Source organism: Flavisolibacter tropicus (assembly GCF_001644645.1).
Classification (GTDB): Bacteria; Bacteroidota; Bacteroidia; order Chitinophagales; family Chitinophagaceae; genus Flavisolibacter; species Flavisolibacter tropicus.
In genome coordinates this window covers 3734085-3748526 of the sequence record NZ_CP011390.1, presented here as the reverse complement: position 1 = coordinate 3748526, position 14442 = coordinate 3734085, and the positions used below count along the sequence as shown (strand labels likewise).

At 43.9% G+C, this 14442-nt stretch carries 16 protein-coding genes; 7 read left to right on the top strand and 9 right to left on the bottom strand.

All coding sequences use genetic code 11. From position 1 onward, the window contains the following. Positions 1–249 precede the first annotated feature (249 nt). Both SY85_RS15805 and msrB read right to left on the bottom strand, forming a co-directional pair. A complete protein-coding gene (locus SY85_RS15805) occupies positions 250–1380 on the bottom strand; it encodes a DmpA family aminopeptidase (RefSeq protein ID WP_066409859.1) in 1131 nt (376 codons plus the stop codon). Positions 1381–1544: 164 nt separating this feature from the next. After that, complete coding sequence (gene msrB / locus SY85_RS15800; protein WP_226998851.1) at positions 1545–2069, bottom strand: peptide-methionine (R)-S-oxide reductase MsrB; 525 nt, start codon at positions 2067–2069, stop codon at positions 1545–1547. A 123-nt stretch (positions 2070–2192) separates the two neighbouring features. Here msrB and SY85_RS25975 point away from each other — a divergent pair, with 123 nt between their 5' ends. Genes SY85_RS25975 through SY85_RS25965 form a run of 3 tightly spaced genes read left to right on the top strand, consistent with a single transcriptional unit; the run spans position 2193 to position 2893 of the window. After that, entirely contained in the window at positions 2193–2351 is a 159-nt protein-coding gene (locus SY85_RS25975) for a hypothetical protein (RefSeq protein WP_226998850.1), read from the top strand. Then, positions 2348–2530 (top strand): hypothetical protein, encoded by a 183-nt coding sequence (locus SY85_RS25970; protein ID WP_226998849.1) that lies wholly within the window; start codon positions 2348–2350, stop codon positions 2528–2530. The genes SY85_RS25975 and SY85_RS25970 overlap by 4 nt, the downstream gene beginning before the upstream one ends. A 3-nt stretch (positions 2531–2533) precedes the next feature. Continuing rightward, positions 2534–2893, top strand: a complete 360-nt coding sequence (locus tag SY85_RS25965) for an ion channel (RefSeq protein ID WP_226998848.1) — start codon at positions 2534–2536, stop codon at positions 2891–2893. 1 nt (position 2894) lies between these two features. Here SY85_RS25965 and SY85_RS15790 read toward each other — a convergent pair whose 3' ends face one another. From SY85_RS15790 to SY85_RS25080, 6 genes are all read right to left on the bottom strand, one after another. After that, a complete protein-coding gene (locus tag SY85_RS15790) occupies positions 2895–3266 on the bottom strand; it encodes a DUF1622 domain-containing protein (RefSeq protein WP_066405861.1) in 372 nt (123 codons plus the stop codon). Between the two features lie 162 nt (positions 3267–3428). Then, positions 3429–3749: a DUF1622 domain-containing protein gene (locus tag SY85_RS15785; protein WP_158512983.1), complete on the bottom strand. Its 321-nt coding sequence runs from the start codon at positions 3747–3749 to the stop codon at positions 3429–3431. A 15-nt stretch (positions 3750–3764) separates the two neighbouring features. Then, a complete protein-coding gene (locus tag SY85_RS15780; protein WP_066405859.1) occupies positions 3765–4490 on the bottom strand; it encodes a DUF421 domain-containing protein in 726 nt (241 codons plus the stop codon). Positions 4491–4666: 176 nt separating this feature from the next. After that, positions 4667–4936 carry a hypothetical protein gene (locus SY85_RS15775; protein WP_066405858.1) on the bottom strand — a complete coding sequence of 90 codons (270 nt, stop codon included), beginning with the start codon at positions 4934–4936 and terminating at the stop codon, positions 4667–4669. Between the two features lie 160 nt (positions 4937–5096). Then, entirely contained in the window at positions 5097–6254 is a 1158-nt protein-coding gene (locus SY85_RS15770) for a zinc-dependent alcohol dehydrogenase (protein ID WP_066405857.1), read from the bottom strand. Positions 6255–6406: 152 nt separating this feature from the next. Beyond that, positions 6407–6739, bottom strand: coding sequence for a four-helix bundle copper-binding protein (locus tag SY85_RS25080; RefSeq protein WP_071891004.1), 333 nt, complete (start codon positions 6737–6739; stop codon positions 6407–6409). A gap of 74 nt (positions 6740–6813) precedes the next feature. Here SY85_RS25080 and SY85_RS15765 point away from each other — a divergent pair, with 74 nt between their 5' ends. Continuing rightward, a complete protein-coding gene (locus SY85_RS15765; RefSeq protein WP_066405856.1) occupies positions 6814–7383 on the top strand; it encodes a GNAT family N-acetyltransferase in 570 nt (189 codons plus the stop codon). A 214-nt stretch (positions 7384–7597) separates the two neighbouring features. On the opposite strand, the gene SY85_RS15760 is transcribed toward SY85_RS15765, so the two are convergent. Continuing rightward, positions 7598–8383, bottom strand: a complete 786-nt coding sequence (locus SY85_RS15760; RefSeq protein ID WP_066405855.1) for a Rieske (2Fe-2S) protein — start codon at positions 8381–8383, stop codon at positions 7598–7600. A 511-nt stretch (positions 8384–8894) separates the two neighbouring features. On the opposite strand from SY85_RS15760, the gene SY85_RS15755 reads away from it, so the two are divergent. From SY85_RS15755 to SY85_RS15745, 3 genes are all read left to right on the top strand, one after another. Further along, positions 8895–9257, top strand: a complete 363-nt coding sequence (locus SY85_RS15755) for a BlaI/MecI/CopY family transcriptional regulator (RefSeq protein ID WP_066405854.1) — start codon at positions 8895–8897, stop codon at positions 9255–9257. Further along, positions 9254–11245, top strand: a complete 1992-nt coding sequence (locus SY85_RS15750; protein ID WP_066405853.1) for an N-acetylmuramoyl-L-alanine amidase — start codon at positions 9254–9256, stop codon at positions 11243–11245. The genes SY85_RS15755 and SY85_RS15750 overlap by 4 nt, the downstream gene beginning before the upstream one ends. 298 nt (positions 11246–11543) lie before the next feature. Beyond that, positions 11544–14102: a DUF7948 domain-containing protein gene (locus tag SY85_RS15745; protein ID WP_066405852.1), complete on the top strand. Its 2559-nt coding sequence runs from the start codon at positions 11544–11546 to the stop codon at positions 14100–14102. Positions 14103–14442: the final 340 nt, after the last annotated feature.

Here is a 14442-nt window from a genome sequence, read left to right as displayed (position 1 = left end):
GGAATAGGTACTATTTTAGGCTTCTTTTGCTAGTCAGGTATTGCCCTATTTCCCTCCCTCTTCTCCCAATCCAAATTCCTTCTTCGTTCTTTTTTCCTTGTTCCTTGTTCATGATTGCTCTCTTCCATCAGCTAATCCTCCTTTTCTCTGTGCCTCTCCCTGCCCTCAGTGGTTCCTTCCTCCGCGCCCTCTGCGCCTCTGCGCGAAACAATACAGCGCGAAGCGCTCCTCTTTAGAGGCGTGCGTGTACTACTTTATCCGCTTATAGCTCCGCAGAATGCGCAATACTTCTTCCCTGGGCAAAGCATCTACTTTGTGACCTTCTTTTCCGGTTGTAGTAACGGCCATAAATAAGGAGTTGATAATGGCTTCTTCTGTAGCCTCAATCGCTGCCATGAACAAGGGAGACATATCATCATTATTCAAGAGGCTTACGGTTTGTTTGGCATTTGTACTTTGATGCGGAACACGTACTGAGGTGTCGGCCGAAAAAGCAATTACATAATCACCACTGCCATTGGAGGCAATGCCGCCTGTTTTAGCCAGTCCCATAAATGCCCGTTTGGCCAGGCGCTCCAGGTTGCGGCTGTCCAATGGTGCATTGGTAGCTACCACTATCATGCAGGAGCCGTCCACCGGATTGTTCAGTACATCGCTCAGGTAATATTTACCAAGCGCTTCACCAATAGGTACACCATCTACCTGCAACACACCACCAAAATTGCTTTGTACCAGCACGCCCACTGTATAGCCGCCCAGCTTGGCTGGCAGTTTACGAGAGGCCGTGCCAATACCTCCTTTCCAACCAAAACACACAGTGCCTGTACCGGCACCAACTGCACCTTCTGCCACTGGGCCACTTTTGGCGCTAGTAATGGCCTGCCGTACATGTTCTTTTTTAACATGGCGGCCGCGAATATCATTGAGATAACCATCGTTGGTCTCTCCTACAATAATGTTTACAGATTGAACTTTCTCATTCCCCGCCTGCTGCAGTGTATAGTCAACTCCTGCCTCCATGGCTGTGGCTACATTTAAGGTATTGGTAAGTAGAATGGGTGATTCTATATTTCCCAATTCCTGTACCTGCGTAACACCCGCCAGTTTGCCAAAGCCATTGCCTACAAAAATGGAGGCCGGTACTTTTTGCTGAAAGAGATTACCGCCGTGTGGAAGGATAGCTGTTACTCCTGTGCGTACAGAATCGCCTTGGATCAGCGTGTTATGTCCCACCAGTACACCCGGCACGTCGGTAATGGTATTGGTAGTACCTGTAGGTAATACACCAATACGAATACCTGCATCACGTGCCCGTTGTTGTGCTATTGTGTTAGAGGTAATTACAAAGAATGACAGGGTACAAAAGAGGCGTGTAAGCATCTTTGAAGATACAACGTATACGGACATGTGCACCAAACCCATCCGCCCAAAGGTGTTCAAGTGTAGGAATTACTTCCTAATAACTAAAACCTGCTATCACTACGCGCGGCGCGCGGCTGACACCCAATCTCAAATGTCAAACTTCAAATCTCAAATTCCTAAGCTTATGTAGTTACAGCGCTGCGATCTACTTTTTTCAATGAGGCCGAGTTGATACAAAAACGTAAGCCACTTGGTGCGGGACCGTCTGGAAACACATGGCCCAGATGGGCTTCACATACATTGCACAATACCTCTATACGCACCATGCCATACGAGCTGTCTTTTATATAGCGAATAACATTATCCTTTACCGGCTCCGTAAATGAAGGCCAGCCAGTGCCGGAGTCAAACTTTAAGGTAGAATCAAACAGTTCGGTACCACAGCACACACAAGCATACACACCGGGCGAATGTGCCTCGCAATACTCACCACTAAATGGCACTTCCGTACCATGGTGACGGGTAACACGATACTGTTCTGGTGTTAGTTGTTGCTTCCACTCTGCATCACTTTTCTTTACCTGCCGGTCTGGCGCCGGGTTGTTCTTGCTATAATTCAATACATCATTCCAGTTCATGGTCTGCATCAATAATTTATTTCTATACACAATAGCCGTACCTATATTAAGCACTGACAAATTTACCAATACGCATGGCTTTATAATTGTTGCCTTAAACTGGTTTTTTAAAGTAACTAACCTATGCAACAGCAATTAAAGAAGGAAAGAAAAAAGTTGCTTGCCTCCATATAAAGAGTATTGGATGGCCCTATGATCTTTTTGGGTTTTGTATGGCTGGTGCTCTTGATTGTAGAACTGGTATGGGGGCTGACACCAGCCTTAGAGCTGCTCAGCTTAGCCATTTGGATTGTCTTTATTGTTGATTTTCTCTTGAAGTTTATACTGGCGCCGGAAAAGGGAACTATGTGAAAAAGAACTGGCTTACGGCTATCTCTTTGGCCATCCCGGCACTGCGCGTATTTCGCGTCATTCGTCTTATTCGCCTGCTGCGAGGACTAAGAGGTATCCGGTTGGTTCGGGTGGTGTCTTCCGTAAACAGGGGAATGAAAAGCTTAGGCGCTACCATGCAACGCCGGGCGTTTCGTTAGGTAATGACACTTGCCCTTCTGGTAACTTTTGCAGGAGCGGCGGGCATGTATGCTATAGAAAAACAAAATGCAGAATTTGAAACCTATGGGCACGCCTTGTGGTGGACCGCCATGCGTGTTATAACAGCTGGCAGTGACGCAGAGCCAATAACGGGTGAGGGACGTGCACTTGCCTTTCTGCTGGCACTGTTTGGTTACGCCATCTTTGGCTATGTAACAGCCACGATTGCTTCTTTCTTTATTGGAAGAGATGCACAGGAAGCCAACGCCCCAGTGGTTGAATCACAAGATATTTCCAGGCTGCAGAAAGAGATATCAACGCTTACTCAAGCTTTAAAGGAAATGCAAAAGAAAATGGGATAGACTATTTTTTAGCCAGAGCAGAGGCCTCTTGTTCTGGCACTGTGCGGCTTTCAATCTCTCTTAATTCTTTTTCCAGGAAGTAGTTAAGCGCTGTACGTATAGCAGCAATAGCAGCCAGTTTACCAATATCATCCCATGTAGGGGCTACGGCCGTGCGTAGTATATCAGCCGCCAGCAATAACTCAAGTGCTATAGCCAGGGAGCTGCCAAAGCGTACGCGTAACCAGGAGTTAACATCATATTGTCTTTTGATAAACAGGGCAGGAACATAGCCCCAAATAAACTGCAGTAGTGCAATGCCAATGATGATGGCGCCTATGATTTCAACAGCTAGGCTTAGGTAACTGGCAATGCTCTTTGCGGTTTCTTCCATGGCAGGGTATATTCAAAATTTTTGCCAGTAAGGCATTAGCTGGCAGTTGACAATTGGTAGTTGGCTGTTGATAGTCTGCAATAAATGGCTGTTCTCTGCCAACTGTCAACTGCCCTCTGTCAACTAAATACACGCTCCTTAATTGCAAACAGTATAATACCATTAAAAGCTGCCCGTTTTATACTGAAGGCTTCTGTTCAGACTCTTCTTAATAACAATACGTAGCACAATGATAGCTGCCAGTTTACCTATATCATTTAAGGACGGATGCAGAATAGTAAGCAGTACGCCGCCAGCTACTAAAACTTCCAGCGCTAACAGCAATGCTTGTACGTAATGCGTGCGTACTTCTTGCAAGGAAGACCGATGAGATGTCAGCTGATGCTTCAAAAACCCATAGCCTAAAACCAAAGCAGCCCAACCTATGATAAGCATGCTAATGATCTTGATAACCAGAATTAAAAAAGTGACAACTGCATCCATATACTGCATCAATGATTAGTGCGAGGCAATGCCATTTGAAGCTTCTATCCACCGCTCTTGCTGACATATTTTACACGGTCCAAAATGTTGCTCCAGCTTCATGCTTCTTGTATGGCCGCAATTAAAACAGCAATAGGTACAGGCCTTTTCTGCTTTCATGGGGGGCGTTAGGATCGTTTCTGGCGGAATGATTTCTTCTGGTAAAACAGATAAGCCCGGCTTTACTTTTCGCGGTGGTTGAAAGAACACAGATACGGTACCCGATGTTTCAAAAAAAGCTTTCTGAATCTGGCCAAGGTGCTCTACATCTTTAGCGCGTAAGGAGCGAAACAGGTCTTCGCGTGAAAGGTTGTCGCGTATCAAGCAGGGCCATTGAATAACGCCTTCTTCTATAATCAAGTCTGGTGTGCCTTCCAGCAAGGCCTCTACTTTTCGGTTTTTATTGATGAGCCGCTCCAGACAAATCTGGAATATGGTAACAGCTGTGATAGCTACTACACCGTGCAGTATGGGTACGTTGGCCCCCATCATGGGGTCGCCTACTGCTGAGCCAAAGGAAATAATAATAGCCAGTTCCAGCATCGATAGCTGTCCCATTCCACGCTTTCCCAGTATACGAAGTAACACTACAGTATAGGTATACATGATAAGGGTGCGGAAAACGATCTCCAGTAGAAAGGTCAAAGGCGCGTCGCCAACGAAGATGCGATGAAAGTCAAAAACACGAAACGTGCTGTCCATAATGGAAGGATTTCCAGGTTATAAGTCTCTAATACCAGTTTATGTTGCGCCCTGCGTTAATGAGAGGGCAGTTGAAAATTGATAGTTGGCAGAGAGCAGGCCTTATTGTCAACTGTCTTCTGTCAACTAATACGCCCGGAGAAAACCCCGGGCGTATCTTTCGTTAGCAACAATCGTTAGCGGTTACCTTGATTACCTTGTTGGCCACCAACGTTTCCACTGCGAGAACCTTGGTCTTGGCTGCCAGAACGCTGACCACTTTGATTACCTTGTTGGCTACCAGTTTGGGTAGTGCCACCTTGGTTGCCCATGTTGCCGCTTTGGCTGCGACCACTTTGACTACCTTGATTACCTTGTTGGCTACCTTGGCCACCTTGTCTACCTTGGTTGCCCATGTTACCACTTTGGTTGCCCTGCTGGCTACCTTGGTTTCTGTTCTCTGCCATAATCTTACTTTTTATGGTTTATAATATCTGACTTTACAGAAAATACAGTGCCATCTCAGCCTGTTTTACAGTAATTATTGTAAGTTTTTTTTTTTACTGCTCAGTAGAATTTTAACGGCAACTCTGCTGTGCGAGATTTCCCAGTTGAACAGATTGACGACTAAGGCCGAAGTACTACTTTCACACAGTTGTCTTCTTTCTTTTTAAAGATATCGTAGCCATTGGAAGCCTCTGATAATGGCAGACGGTGCGAGATGATATCATCTAATACCACTTTACCATTTCGCACCAGGTCAAACAATTCATCAATGTATTTCTGTACGGGAGCTTGGCCAAACTGTACACGTATGCCTTTGTCAAAAAGTGTATGTATGGGAAAATTGTCATAAGTACTGCCATATACACCTACTACCGAAACAATACCGCCTCTGCGCACTGCCTTAAAACAGTTTTCCATAACTTTTGGTGTACCTTTTTCCAGATTAATAACAGCCTTTAGTTTCTCGCCTACTGAGCGTGAGGCTTCCATGCCTACGGCATCTATGCATACATCGGCGCCCCTTCCATCGGTCATGTCATAGATCTTTTGAATCAGGTCATCATCAGTAGCATTTAAGATCTCAACGTTGTTTACCTGCTTGGCCTTGTCTAAGCGGTATTGCTCTGGATCTATAGCAATTACTCGTTTGGCGCCGCGTATCCAGGCTGCTTTCTGCGCCATCAGGCCTACTGGCCCAGAACCAAAAATGGCCACCGTTTCGCCCCCCTTTACTTCCGCCCAATCTATGGCTGTCCAGCCTGTTGGAAAAATGTCGGTGAGAAAAAGTACTTGCTCATCTTCCAAACCATCGGGTACAATATAAGGTCCAAAGTTGGCATAAGGCACCCGCACGTATTCTGCCTGACCACCACTATAGCCACCATACAGGTCCGTATAACCGTAAAGGCCACCTCCTTTTCCTTTGATCATTCCTCCTTCTGGCCCATAGTGTTTTGGATTGGAGTTTTCACAATGGCCCGGCAATAGGTGATTACAGAAAAAACAATGGCCACAGGCAATAGGAAATGGTACAACCACCCGGTCTCCTTTTTTAACTTTGGTTACACCACTACCTACTTCTTCAACAATACCCATAAACTCATGACCCATTATCTGATCATTTAGCTGAGGAAAAAAGCCATCGTAGATATGCAGATCTGAACCACAGATAGCCGTGGCGGTTACTTTAAGAATCACATCCTCTGCTTGCTCAATCTTAGGATCGGGTACATTATCAACACTAATATCCCCGATCTTATGAAATACGGCTGCTTTCATACAGTATATGTTTTTAAGTCAATGATAAACATGTTTGAAAGGGCCGGATGAACGCTACAAGCTGCAAGATGTACGCTTCACGCGCATTAAGTTCATCTTTTCTTGCGTGCAGCTTGCAGCGTAAAGCTTTGAATTATCAGGCTGCATAATCTTTAAGCACTCATCTTCCTACATTCTTCTGCACACTTACGACAACCCTCGGCGCATTCCTGGCAGTGCTTATTATCATGGCTGCTACATTCTGCAGCACAAGCTTCACAGGCTTCTGCACAGATACGGCAGATGGCCATAGCTTTTTCACTGCCCAGGCTCATTAACTGTGCGGCTGCATAACAGAGAGCAGCACATTCCATGTCCAATTGTACACAACGCGACATCATATGTAGATGTTCTTCCTTCAAGCAGGAAGAGGCACAATGATTGCAAAGAGCTGCGCAGCGCAGGCAGGCTTCAATACACGACTGATAGTGATGATATCCAGGCATAGCAAATAATTAAGTAAAACCTTCTGGTTAAAAGACCATGCCGATCTATCAAATACAAAATACTACCTTGCTGTATGTTAGTTACCACACTGGTGAGTACACCAAATGAACTGCAACAGATACACGAGCTGAACCAACTTAACCTGAGGCAGAACGTGAGTGCCGAAGAGCGACAACAGGAAGGCTTTGTAAGCTGGCTGTATAACGTAGAGTTACTGGAGCAAATGCATCAGCTGGCACCAAGTGTAATTGTAAAAGATGGAAATGACGTGGTGGGATATGCGCTAGCAACACTGCCGGAAGCTCGTGTGTTTCACCACGATCTGGAAGAGATGTTTCAAGGTCTGGAAGCCGTTAACTATAAAGGGCTGCCGTTGTTCAGCTACCGCTTTTATTGTATGGGGCAGATCTGTGTTGCTAAAGAATACCGCGGACAGGGGTTGGTCAACAGCATGTATCAAAAACATAGGCAGGTATATAGTCCGCAGTATGATTTCCTGCTCACTGAAATTTCTACACGGAATCCACGTTCACAGAAGGCACATGAAAAAGTAGGCTTTCAAACTATTCATACCCGCATGGATGCTATGGATGAATGGAATGTGGTAGTGTGGGAATGGAGAGAGGAACGGAGGATTAGCTGATGTTGGTTGACAGGTTGACTAGTTGATAAGTTGACAAGGAAAGGAATATTGAACAAGGAATGATGAAGGGAGAAGAGAGGAATGTTCAATGCTCAATTCTCAACGATCAATGTTCAATTAAGGGATTGCGAATAAGGAAAAGAGAGAGGGAATTGGGGATTTGGTTTTTATTCATTGGATTTTAGCCTTTGAAATATTGTTTCATAAGATGAACCTAAAGCTTAAGCCAGAGCTTACCATTTTTTTCCGTTACAGGATAAGTCGTAATGCCCATATTGGCAGGCCCAGCAGTAACCTCTCCCGTCTTTACAGAGAATTGTGAGCCATGCCAGGGACATTGTACCGTCTCACAAATAAGGCTGCCGCCAGCTAATGAGCCGCCACGATGCGTGCAATGATCATCAAAGGCAGCATAACCCTCTTCTGTGCGGGCCAGTACAATGCGCTTGCCATTGATATGCAGCAACATCATAGCATTTACTTTTAAATCGCTGGTATCGGCTACTTCAAGAGTGCTGCTGTCGGGAGAGAAATAGGCTTCCTGCCATTTGCCGGCATTAGCATAACGCATATCTATGCCTATTTGGTTGCGGTGTACCAATGTACCACCCATCCAACCTGCAATTGTCATAATCACTACTCCAATCAATTCTCCTGTTAGCAGAAACAACTGACTAGGCATGGCTTGTCTGCGGTAATAAAACAAAAGGACAAAAAGAACAAGCATTGATGTGTTCAGCAGACCATGTAGTGAAGCACGTTTCTTTGCCGAGCTCCGCGGAGGTACTGTATACAGGTAATCAATAAAGCCTGGAACAGCGGCCAACACTGCACCTATAATGCCTGCTGCATTAAGCCAGGTAGCAGTGGTCAGCCATTCCTCGTTATCCAAATACAAACCACCAGCATGACTTATCAATGTACCAATAAAGAAGGCAATGGGAAAAGAAATAAGTATCGGGTGTAAGGGATGAGATTTAAAATGGGCCTTGCTTTTCATGTTACAGCGTTTAGTATCTACCATCAAAAAGGGGACCTATTGAGATAGGAAGGTTGATTTCACACAGAGCAAAGGATAAAAGGAGGATCACGGATTAGTGAGATTTAGAATGGATTAGCAGGATTTAAAAGAATGGCTGATGTCACTTTTTACTTTGTCCGCTCTTGCTGTATAGGCAGGGTTTCCACTATAAGAAATGGTAAACTTGCAGGTACCTAATCCTGCTAATCCTTAATTCTGATCCATCCGCGGTCCCTTTTGTCATCCTGAACGCAGTGAAGGATCTCAGCGACTCACAACTGAAAATAAGACTGCTAAATGTAACGACTCTATGCTGTCATGCTGAACTGGCTTCAACATCGGATTCACATCTAAAAGAAGGCTGTCCTTATTGCTTTCTTACAAAGACAGACAATTGTAAATGTCAAATCCGGCGCTCATAACTTGTATAACTAAATTATTAGTTGTTAAACTAAATAATTAGTTATAGATTTGTCTCAATAGTAACAAGATGAAAACATTAACCAAAGCAGAAGAACAGGTAATGCAGGCGCTATGGAAGATTGGTGAAGGATTTATACGAGATGTAATTGAAGCTTTGCCAGAGCCTAAGCCTCACCAAAACACAGTAGCTACTATGTTAAAAATCCTGATAGAAAAAGAATTTGTTGGGATCAAAGTGTTTGGGCGTCAACATCAGTATCATCCGTTAGTTTCTAAGCAGGCTTATTCAAAAGCATCTATTAAGAGTGTAGTGAAAAACTACTTTGACGGTTCCTTTAGTGACGCGGTTTCTTTTATGGTCAAGGAAAAGTCAGTAAGTGTAGAGGAATTGGAACTCTTATTAAAACAACTAAAAAAGGGTAAAAAATGACAACCTTGCTCCCCTATCTCCTTAAAGTAGTGTTGTGCAGTGGCCTATTGATGTTGTACTATTATCTGGCCCTTCGAAATAAACTCTTTCATCAGTGGAATCGTTTTTATCTATTAGCCACGGTACTGCTTTCACTATTAATGCCGTGTTTTTCTTATACGATTTCACATACTTCAGCTGAAGCTCAAAACCAGGTGATACTAGTGCTGCAAGTAGTAACCGTAAGTGGTTCTTTTGAAGAAGAGTTGCCCACTGTAACAGTTTCTTTTTGGAAAACCTATAGTGCCGTTTTATTATATGCTTTTGTTTCTATGATCTTACTGATTGGTTTGCTGTTGTCGCTTATAAAAATATATAGGCTGGTGCAAAGACATACTGTACACGAACAAGGCAAACTCCGCTTGATCTTTAGCTCGGCAAAGGGCACGCCTTTCTCTTTTTTCCGCTTCCTGTTTTGGAACCCCTCCATTGATATGACCTCAGAAGCTGGACAACAGATCTTTCAACATGAGATGGTACATGTAGAGGAAAAACACTCACTGGATAAACTGTTTTTACAGATAGCATTGATCATTTGTTGGATCAATCCGGTGTTCTGGCTAATACGTTATGAGCTGCGAATGGTGCATGAGTTTATAGCCGACCGCAAAGCGGTGGAGGACCAAGATGCATCTGCCTTAGCTGCCATGATTCTGCAAGCCGCTTATCCTCATCATTATTCCCAGTTAACCAATGCCTTCTTTAATCAGTCTATAAAACGAAGACTACACATGCTTACAAAGATTCAAAATCCCAAAAGAAACTACATCAGCCGGATTTTCTTTTTACCGTTGATGGCACTATTAACGCTGGCTTTTACGGTTCGTGCAAAACTGTCAGATGTTACTACAGATGCGAAAGCTGAGACAAAGCAGGCTGTTCCTAACGGTGTAACGGCTAACGCGATTTATAGTATGTCAGAAGCTAAATCAGATTCGGAAACAGTTGATAAGCAAGTTATCAATATTGTAAAGTATACAGGCAAAAAGAAGATAAGAATAGTTATTGATGCCGGTCACGGTGGGCATGACAATGGTACGCTTAGTAACGAGATTTTTGAAAAGGATATTACGTTATCAATTGCAAAAGAAATACAGGCATTAAACAGCAATGCAAATATTGAGGTTGTCATGACGCGTGAGAATGATGAATATCTGGAGCTGAACGATCGTGCAGAATTTGCTGCAAAACAACAGGCAGATCTTTTTGTTTCAGTTCATGTGGGTGCTGCACCACCTATACAAACAGATGCAGGCAAAATAGAAAATCCTCATCGCGGCTTCAATGTATTTATTCCTAGAGATTCTACATTGTCATATTTTGAACAGAGTAAAGTGTTGGGCTCGGCTGTATTGGATCAATTAAACACAATTGTAGCGGTGCCGGCTAAAATGCAACTGTTACAACGCAACGTGGGGATACGAGTATTAAATAATAACACTTGTCCTTCCATCTTAATAGAGTGTGGTTATATATCTAATTCAAAAGACCGGACATATTTGCTTCAAAAAGAAAACCAACAACAAGTAGCTCGTAAACTCTTGGCAGGTATTGAGGCATATTTACAAACTGTAGATCAAAAGCAACTTCCGGCAAAAAACAATGATGTTGATGCTAAACACATGTCTGCAGTAGTGAATGATACGATCCCTCCAGTCGTACTTCAATCCGGCGTAGCTCTTACTGTGCCGCAATTACAAAATATTCCTTTTGCTAATCTTATACAGCCCGATACAGATTATGTAATGATTAACGCAACTTTTCGGATTAGTAAACTAGGCGGGACGATTCACTTTGTCAAAGTACATGACTCTCAACTGAACAGCCAGGTTAAGAACCTGATTGATAATGCTAAAGCTGGTGATGTGATATACATTGGGGACAGACTGGCAATAACGAAAGACAAGAAAGTAATTAACCTGCCCAGCTTACTTTATAATGTGAAGTAATTAACAGCTTACATCCATAACCACTCGCTTATCTTTTGTTTTCAATAGCAAAAGTGGGCGAGTTTCTTTTTATAGTTATTGCTCATTTCCTTCTCTTTCATGTGTATATAAAAGCAACACTACCCTGATTGAAGAATCGCTAACTATCAAACAGTTTTTGCACTTTTAACCAATCAGAAATCCTACAATGACGTTGTTAACAAAACACTATAAAAACAAAATTTCGCATAGGCCTCTAGGAGTATGCATACGCAAGAGTTAATTTAGTAACCGGCTTAACACTTCTGAACAACTTTAAATGCGTACAACCAAAACCAGCGCTTTGGCGGCTGCCTGTATGGGGCTTGGGGCCATTCTATGTATGTGGTCTCCCAAGGCTTTTTCACAAAGTGCAGTTTCCCGCTCCTCTCAAACACAAGTGCTTTCACCATTTAATCGCCCAGTGCCGTTTGCACCCAAGGAAAAGGATAGTGATCTTTTTGGCGATAGTCATGTGTTTATTGAAAACATTGGTCAATATGAACAGATGCTAAAAAGCTATGAGCATCTAGGTGCCATTCGTTTTACGTACAATGGTTTGAGTTGGCCGGTGTTGTTTACGGATAAGGGCGTTATTTACCAGCAGCAGAAAGTAGAAAAACGCTCCGGGGAAGAATTGGAAGAAGCCGAGCGTAAAGGCCTGCTGGATGAAAAGGAAGAGAACCAGTTTGTTATCGAGAATAACACCATTACGATGGAGTGGTTGAATGCCAATCCTAAGCCAGTGATTGTAGCAGAAGCGCCTACCACTAACTATTTCACCTATGGCAAGCTGCCTGTAAAAGCCAAAGGGTTTAAAAGACTTTGGTATAGAGATTTGTACCCGGGCATAGACCTTATCTACCGTTTTACACAGCAAGAAAAGGTAGGCTTCGAGTATATGTTTGTTATTCATCCGGGAGCCGATTGGCGCCAGGTGAAGATGCGTTGGGGTGGAGAGATCAAAGAACTGGAGTTAGATGCCGAAGGCAATCTGAAACTGGTTTCAGCTATTGATATAATAAAACAAACGGCACCGGTAAGTTATTATGGTAATGAAACGGCTGCTGCATCTCAAAATGATAAATCGAAAGTCCGTTCCCGGTTTACCCTTCAGCAACGTGATGTTCACTTGAGCCTGCCTGATAGCTATGATACTACGCGCACACTCATCGTCGATCCTTTTGTAACGGCAGTAGCCAATTTTACAGGTGTTAACAGGGGGATAGCCAAAGATGTTGACTTTGATTACGACGGTAATATCTATGTAACAGGTGGCGGCACCAGTTTTGGTCCTCACCAACTGGCCAAGTTTAATAAAGACGGCAATTTGTTATGGACATTTTCAGGCACACTTTCCAATCCGCTTTGGACATTCGGCACTAACTACGGTGGCTGGGTGGTTGAGAAATCTACTGGAAAAATCTACATGGGGCAAGGCGGTGTTATATTCCAGGTAGTGCGTTTGAATACAGATGGAATTTATGACAACTACATTACTACCCGCGACAATGTGTTTCAGGAAAATTGGAAAATGCTTTGGAACTGTGATGGTGGTACACCCAAGATCATGATTGCCGGTGGAGGCGCAGTAGGTGAGAACATTAACCTGGGTATTTTCTCACCGCCATCCACCACGCTGTCGCCACTGAATATTACAGGGCAACACACCGGCCACCAGGACATGTCTGACTTGATTATAGACCCTCGCACTAACGAACTATACAGCATTTTCTCACAAGGCTTTATTACTCCCATTACGGAAAACAACCGGCTGTATAAACATGCGCCACCGTATAATGCCTCTAAACAATTATGGAACCGCATGTCTGGATTTAATGTTTTAAGCGAACGAAGCAATCGCCCTTACCTGGGTGCGGGATTGAACGATAACTCGATCAATGCCTTGGCGGTAAATGCTAACTACCTGTTTTACTATGACGGGTATAACCTGGCGGCCTTAAACAAAAGCAATGGCAGTAATGTAGGTGCTGCCGTAAATATTAACATGAATACCCCGCTAAAGCAAGGTGGTATCATAGCCGATGAATGTAATAACGTGTTTGTGGGTTCCTCAAACGGTTTGATCAAAGTGTATAAGTTTACCGGCACCGGTTTCGACGATGCGGCTGCTCCTGATATCAGCATTGCGGGTTTTAGTACATCGGCTGTTTATGACCTTGCCTATGATAATGCCAAGCGTATGCTATATGCAGCCGGTAATGGTTTTGTAGGTGCTTTTGATATTACTTCTTATTGTACCTCGCGCATTTATACACTGCCTTTAAAACGCGACTGTGAAAATGGGTCTGTACAGGCTACCCTAACCCCTGCTCTACCCACTGGTTCTACCCTGATCTATATTTTGTATCAAGGCACTACCGAACTGGCCCATAATACCACCGGTATTTTTACCGGGCTGGATAAAACCACCACCTATACGATCAAAGCCCAGGTAGACCAGGCTTGTGGCGGCCCACAGGTAATCCGAACCTTTGATCTGACTGATTGCACTACTAGCAACGATCCCGATGATGATCCGCCACCAACCGACCCCGGTAAATCAGGCATCTACGTTCCCACCGCTTTTACACCCGATGGCGATGGCAAAAACGATGTGCTGAAAGTAACGGCCCGCGGCATGAAAACCTTTAAATACTTTACCCTCTACAACCGCTGGGGAGAACAGGTATTTACCACCACTGATCCCCAAAAAGGCTGGGATGGTAAGGTCAAAGGCAAACAACAAGCCTCCGGCTCTTTCGTCTGGATGGTAGAATGTGTAGGCTTTGACGATAAAGTGTATAAGCAAAAAGGAACAGTGATACTGATTCGATAACCGTGAGAGAGGTCCTCGATCGACAGACGACGGTCCACGATAAGGAATGGTCATTAGTCAATAGTAAATGGTTAATATGTCATCGTTCATTGGGTCAATAGTGGCCCGTTAGTGGACTCTTACTGAAATACAAGTGGAGTACTAGTAAAGTATATCCTCTCTAACTCCCGGGAAAGTGAGACTCAAATGAGTGAAATTTGGAATTTGTCCTTTGACATTTAAAAGCGGTCCGGGTATGGTCTCTCCCCTTTAGGGGCCGGGGGCGTACGTTACCCTACTCACCACTCACCACTGACCATTCACGAGACTGGCTTTCTCCTAATCCCCAATACCCTAATTC

What these genes read in the sequence shown, in the direction of transcription:
- SY85_RS15745 (WP_066405852.1), top strand. Translation starts at nt 11,544, where the DNA reads ATGCGTACAACCAAAACCAGCGCTTTGGCGGCTGCCTGTATGGGGCTT.
- SY85_RS15760 (WP_066405855.1), bottom strand. Translation starts at nt 8,383, where the DNA reads ATGAAAAGCAAGGCCCATTTTAAATCTCATCCCTTACACCCGATACTT.
- SY85_RS15755 (WP_066405854.1), top strand. Translation starts at nt 8,895, where the DNA reads ATGAAAACATTAACCAAAGCAGAAGAACAGGTAATGCAGGCGCTATGG.
- SY85_RS15790 (WP_066405861.1), bottom strand. Translation starts at nt 3,266, where the DNA reads ATGGAAGAAACCGCAAAGAGCATTGCCAGTTACCTAAGCCTAGCTGTT.
- SY85_RS15770 (WP_066405857.1), bottom strand. Translation starts at nt 6,254, where the DNA reads ATGAAAGCAGCCGTATTTCATAAGATCGGGGATATTAGTGTTGATAAT.
- SY85_RS25965 (WP_226998848.1), top strand. Translation starts at nt 2,534, where the DNA reads ATGACACTTGCCCTTCTGGTAACTTTTGCAGGAGCGGCGGGCATGTAT.
- SY85_RS15805 (WP_066409859.1), bottom strand. Translation starts at nt 1,380, where the DNA reads ATGCTTACACGCCTCTTTTGTACCCTGTCATTCTTTGTAATTACCTCT.
- SY85_RS15750 (WP_066405853.1), top strand. Translation starts at nt 9,254, where the DNA reads ATGACAACCTTGCTCCCCTATCTCCTTAAAGTAGTGTTGTGCAGTGGC.
- SY85_RS25080 (WP_071891004.1), bottom strand. Translation starts at nt 6,739, where the DNA reads ATGCCTGGATATCATCACTATCAGTCGTGTATTGAAGCCTGCCTGCGC.
- SY85_RS15780 (WP_066405859.1), bottom strand. Translation starts at nt 4,490, where the DNA reads ATGGACAGCACGTTTCGTGTTTTTGACTTTCATCGCATCTTCGTTGGC.
- SY85_RS15765 (WP_066405856.1), top strand. Translation starts at nt 6,814, where the DNA reads ATGTTAGTTACCACACTGGTGAGTACACCAAATGAACTGCAACAGATA.
- SY85_RS25975 (WP_226998850.1), top strand. Translation starts at nt 2,193, where the DNA reads ATGATCTTTTTGGGTTTTGTATGGCTGGTGCTCTTGATTGTAGAACTG.
- SY85_RS15785 (WP_158512983.1), bottom strand. Translation starts at nt 3,749, where the DNA reads ATGGATGCAGTTGTCACTTTTTTAATTCTGGTTATCAAGATCATTAGC.
- SY85_RS15775 (WP_066405858.1), bottom strand. Translation starts at nt 4,936, where the DNA reads ATGGCAGAGAACAGAAACCAAGGTAGCCAGCAGGGCAACCAAAGTGGT.